Genomic DNA, 4,734 nt, shown 5'->3' with positions numbered 1-4,734 from the left:
TCAATGACCACGAAAACATGATCTCGGCCCTCAAGAAGCGTGACGGCAAGCAACTGGGACAGATCCTGCGCAACCACCTCTGCAACAAGCTGGAAATCGCCTCCCTGTCCGATGAGCACGCCGACGATACCCTTCCCGGCGTGGCTTCTTCCTGAGGCCCGAACCGCCTCCACACCGACATCGGCGCCAGGTGCCGGTGGAGGCCGATTCGCAGGGACGATGCTCATACCGGCCAAGGATAGAGTCGGCTGGTTATCCGGCGTCCTGGCGTGTAAAATATGGAAAATTTTTCCAATACAGGCAAGACAGATCCGACGGGTCAAAGGCACACGAACTGCACGGATTGCTGTCCAACTCCCAGAGGTGTTGAGATGTCACTCAACGCTATCTGCCTGAAGGGATGGGGAGTCACCATGAATATCCTCTATGACGCCAAGCTCGATGGCGAACTGCCACAAAACGACAAGGGCGAGGTCCTGGCCGATCTCCAGCAGGCGGTCCCCGACCTGACTCTGCTGCATCGCGAGGAGGACCTGCGCCCCTTCGAGTGCGATGGCCTCGCCGCCTATCGAGTTCTGCCGATGCTGGTGGCGCTGCCCGAGACGCTCGATCAGGTGGAGACCCTGCTCAAGCGCTGCCGGGCGCTAGGCGTCCCGGTGGTCACCCGGGGTGCCGGCACCGGTCTCTCGGGCGGCGCGCTGCCGCTGGAACAGGGCGTATTGCTGGTCATGTCGCGCTTCAACCGCATTCTCGACGTGGATCCCGACGCCCGCATCGCCCGCGTACAACCGGGGGTGCGTAACCTCGCGATCTCCGAGGCCGCCTCCCCCTACGGCCTCTACTACGCACCGGACCCGTCCTCGCAGATCGCCTGCTCCATCGGCGGCAACGTGGCCGAGAACGCCGGCGGCGTGCATTGCCTCAAGTACGGCCTAACCGTGCACAACGTCATCAAGGTCGAGGTACTGACCATCGAGGGCGAGCGCATGACCCTGGGCGCCGAATCTCTCGACGCTCCGGGCTTCGATCTGCTGGCGCTGTTCACCGGCTCCGAGGGCATGCTCGGCGTGGTCACTGAAATCACCGTCAAGCTGCTGCCCAAGCCCGAGACCGCCAAGGTGCTGATGGCCAGCTTCGATGACGTGGAGAAGGCCGGACGCGCCGTGGGTGACATCATCGCCGCGGGCATCATCCCCGGTGGCCTGGAGATGATGGACAAGCTCGCCATCCAGGCTGCCGAGGATTTCGTCAAGGCCGGCTACCCGGTCCAGGCCGAAGCGATCCTGCTCTGTGAACTCGACGGCGTGGAAGCCGATGTCGACGATGACTGCGTCATGGTGCGCCGCGTGCTCGAGGCGGCAGGCGCCACCGGCATCCAGCAGGCCCGCGACGATGCCGAACGCGCGAAGTTCTGGGCCGGCCGCAAGAACGCCTTCCCCGCCGTGGGCCGCATGTCGCCGGACTACTACTGCATGGACGGTAGCATTCCGCGCCGCGAGCTTCCCCGGGTGCTCAAGGGCATCGCCGATCTCTCGGATGAATATGGCCTGAGGGTCGCCAACGTCTTTCATGCCGGCGACGGCAACATGCATCCCCTGATCCTCTTCGATGCCAACCAGCCGGGCGAACTCGACCAGGCCGAGGCGCTGGGCGGAAAGATCCTCGAGCTCTGCGTGGAAGCCGGTGGCAGCATCACCGGCGAACACGGCGTCGGCCGCGAGAAGATCAACCAGATGTGTGCCCAGTTCAATCCCGGCGAGTTGACGACCTTCCATGCCGTGAAGGCCGCCTTCGATCCCGAGCGACTGCTCAACCCGGGCAAGAACATCCCGACACTCGCGCGCTGCGCCGAGTTCGGCGCCATGCACGTGCACAACAACCAGTTGCCGCATCCCGACCTGCCGCGCTTCTGAGGAGCCAGGAAACGATCATGTCCAACACCGCAACGCCTCCCGGGGATCATGACGACAGCCAGGCGCTGACCGAGCGTATCCGCCAGGCCGACGCCGAGGGCACCCCCTTGCGCATCGTCGGCGGCGAGACCAAGCGCTTCCATGGTCGCGATGTCCACGGCAAGGCGCTCTCCACCACCGGGCATCGCGATATCACCACCTATGATCCCGTCGAGCTGATCGTCTCGGTCCGAACCGGAACCCCCCTCGCCGAGCTCGAGGCCGCCCTGGCCGAGCAGGGCCAGATGCTGGCCTGTGAATCCCCGCATTTCGGTGACAGCGCCACTGTCGGCGGCATGGTGGCCACCGGCCTTTCCGGGCCGAGACGTCCCTGGGCCGGCAGCGTGCGCGATTTCGTGCTGGGGACCCGGGTGATCAACCACCAGGGCCTCGAGCAGCGTTTCGGTGGCGAGGTCATGAAGAACGTTGCCGGCTATGACCTCTCGCGCCTGATGGTGGGCGCCCAGGGCACACTGGGGCTGGTCACCGAGGTCTCGCTGAAGGTCCTGCCGAGACCCGCCGCCACCCAGAGCCTGCGCCTGGAACTCCCCCTGGACCAGGCCCTGACGCGCCTCGCCGAATGGGGCAGGCAGCCCCTACCGATCAGTGCCGTCGCCTGGTATGCCGGCCACCTGCATCTGCGTCTCGAGGGTGGGCCGAGTTCCGTCGCGGCAACCCGACAGCGGCTGGGTGGCGAGGATCTCGAGGCCGGGTTCTGGGAGGACCTGCGCGAGCACCGGTTGGACGTCTTCCGCCGGGAGGATCCGCGACCCCTCTGGCGGCTCTCGCTGCCCCACAATACCCCGCAGCTCTCCCTGGCTGGCCTCGAGGAAGGTGACATCCTCTATGACTGGGGCGGAACCCAGCGCTGGCTGAGAAGCGAGCTCGATGCCAGCACCCTGCGCGAGGCCTGCGCCCGCGCCGAGGGTCATGCGACCTGCCTGACGCCTGGTGCAGCCGAGCCCTTCACCCCGCTGGCCCCGGTAGTAGCGAAGTATCATCACCGGCTGAAGGCCGAGCTGGATCCCAGGGGGATCTTCAATCCGGGCCGACTCTACGCGGAGCTCTGACATGCAGACGCACTTCACCGAGGAAGACCTCAAGAAGCCACATATCCGCGAGGCCGACCGCGTCTTGCGCAGCTGCGTGCATTGCGGCTTCTGCAATGCCACCTGCCCCACCTACCAGTTGCTGGGCGACGAGCGCGACGGCCCTCGCGGGCGCATCTACCTAATGAAGGAGATGCTCGAGAGCCCGGAAGACGACACCCAGGTCACCGAGGAAACACGGTTACACCTGGATCGCTGCCTGACCTGCCTCAACTGCGAAACCACCTGCCCTTCCGGCGTGGAATACCACAAGCTGCTGGATATCGGCCGTGCCGAGATCGAGCGCCGAGTGCCGAGAAGCCTACCGGAACGCGCGCTGCGCTACGGGCTGCGCAAGGCACTGGTCGACCCCAAGCGCTTCAAGGCGCTGCTGGCGCTGGGCACCACCTTCAAGCCGCTGGTGCCTGGCAGCCTCAAGAGCAAGATGCCGCCGGCGCCGGCGGATGCCGGCACGCGGCCCGCAGGCAAGTGTCATACTCGCCAGATGTTGATCCTGGAGGGCTGCGTCCAGCCGAGCCTGTCACCCAACACCAATGCCGCCACCGCCCGCGTACTGGACCGCCTGGATATCGGCCTGACACCGGCCCCGGACGCCGGCTGCTGTGGCGCCATCGATTATCACCTCAATGCCCAGGAGGATGGCCGCAACCGGATTCGCGCCAATATCGACGCCTGGTGGCCCCATATCGAGAAAGAGGGCGAGGCCGGGGTCGAGGCCATCGTGCAGACCGCCAGCGGCTGTGGTGCCTTCGTCAAGCAATACGGCGAGATGCTCGCCGATGACCCCGACTACGCGGAAAAGGCCCGGCGCATCAGCGAACTGGCCAAGGACCTGGTGGAGGTCATGCGCGAGGAGGATCTCGACGCCCTCGAGATCGAGGATGAGGATGAGCGCAAACTAGCGTTCCACTGTCCCTGTACCCTGCAGCACGCCCAGAAGCTGAACGGTGCCGTCGAAGACATCCTGAGACGGCTCGGCTTCTCGCTCACCCCGGTTCAGGATGGTCACCTCTGTTGCGGCTCGGCGGGCACCTACTCCGTCACCCAGCCCGAACTCGCCACTCAGTTGCGCGACAACAAGCTCGACGCCCTGGAAGCCGGCAATCCCGAGGTGATCGTCACCGCCAACATCGGCTGCCAGACCCACCTGGCCGGTGCTGGCCGCACCCCCGTGCGCCACTGGATCGAGATCGTCGACGAGGCGCTTCTGCCTGCCAGCGCCAATCCGCCGGCCGCTCCACGCCCTTGACCCGAGACAATTTCACTCCCAAGGAGACATGCATGAATACCAAACCCGTCCTGACACTCGCCGAGGTCAACACCATCCTCGACGCCGCCCAGCAGGAAGCCGAGGCCAACAACTGGGCGGTCACCATCGCCGTCGCCGACGACGGTGGCCACCTGCTCGCCCTGCGTCGCCTGGACAAGGCCCCGCTGTTCAGCATCGATGCGGCCACCCAGAAGGCACGCACCTCCGCCTTCGGCGCCCGCGAGACGCAACTCTTCGAGGAGATGATCAACAACGGCCGCACCGCCTTCCTCTCGGCACCGATGGATTCCATGCTCGCCGGTGGCGTACCCGTGCTGATCGATGGGCAGGTAGCCGGAACCGTGGGCATCTCCGGCGTCAAGCCGGACCAGGACGTGCAAGTCGCCAAGGCCGGTGTCGCCGC

4 protein-coding genes are annotated in these 4,734 nt (G+C 65.7%); all 4 read left to right on the top strand.

Annotated features, from left to right (window positions below):
• Nucleotides 1-413: 413 nt before the first annotated feature.
• Nucleotides 414-1,913, top strand: coding sequence for a glycolate oxidase subunit GlcD (glcD, locus tag ACESMD_RS09120; protein ID WP_372612433.1), 1,500 nt, complete (start codon nucleotides 414-416; stop codon nucleotides 1,911-1,913).
• 17 nt (nucleotides 1,914-1,930) lie between these two features.
• Nucleotides 1,931-3,022, top strand: coding sequence for a glycolate oxidase subunit GlcE (glcE, locus tag ACESMD_RS09115; protein ID WP_372612431.1), 1,092 nt, complete (start codon nucleotides 1,931-1,933; stop codon nucleotides 3,020-3,022).
• Between the two features lies 1 nt (nucleotide 3,023).
• Nucleotides 3,024-4,310: a glycolate oxidase subunit GlcF gene (glcF, locus tag ACESMD_RS09110; protein ID WP_372612429.1), complete on the top strand. Its 1,287-nt coding sequence runs from the start codon at nucleotides 3,024-3,026 to the stop codon at nucleotides 4,308-4,310.
• A gap of 32 nt (nucleotides 4,311-4,342) precedes the next feature.
• A partial coding sequence (locus tag ACESMD_RS09105) for a heme-binding protein (RefSeq protein WP_372612427.1) occupies nucleotides 4,343-4,734 on the top strand: 392 nt, incomplete at its 3' end.

The sequence above is a fragment of the Halomonas sp. genome (assembly GCF_041689495.1).
In the GTDB taxonomy this organism is placed as follows: Bacteria; Pseudomonadota; Gammaproteobacteria; order Pseudomonadales; family Halomonadaceae; genus Halomonas.
Note: the sequence above shows the minus strand (reverse complement) of the source record. Positions and strands in the feature narration are given on the sequence as shown.

Excerpts from the sequence above, each read along its gene's own strand:
- glcE (WP_372612431.1), top strand. The coding sequence starts at position 1,931 with ATGTCCAACACCGCAACGCCTCCCGGGGATCATGACGACAGCCAGGCG.
- glcD (WP_372612433.1), top strand. The coding sequence starts at position 414 with ATGAATATCCTCTATGACGCCAAGCTCGATGGCGAACTGCCACAAAAC.
- glcF (WP_372612429.1), top strand. The coding sequence starts at position 3,024 with ATGCAGACGCACTTCACCGAGGAAGACCTCAAGAAGCCACATATCCGC.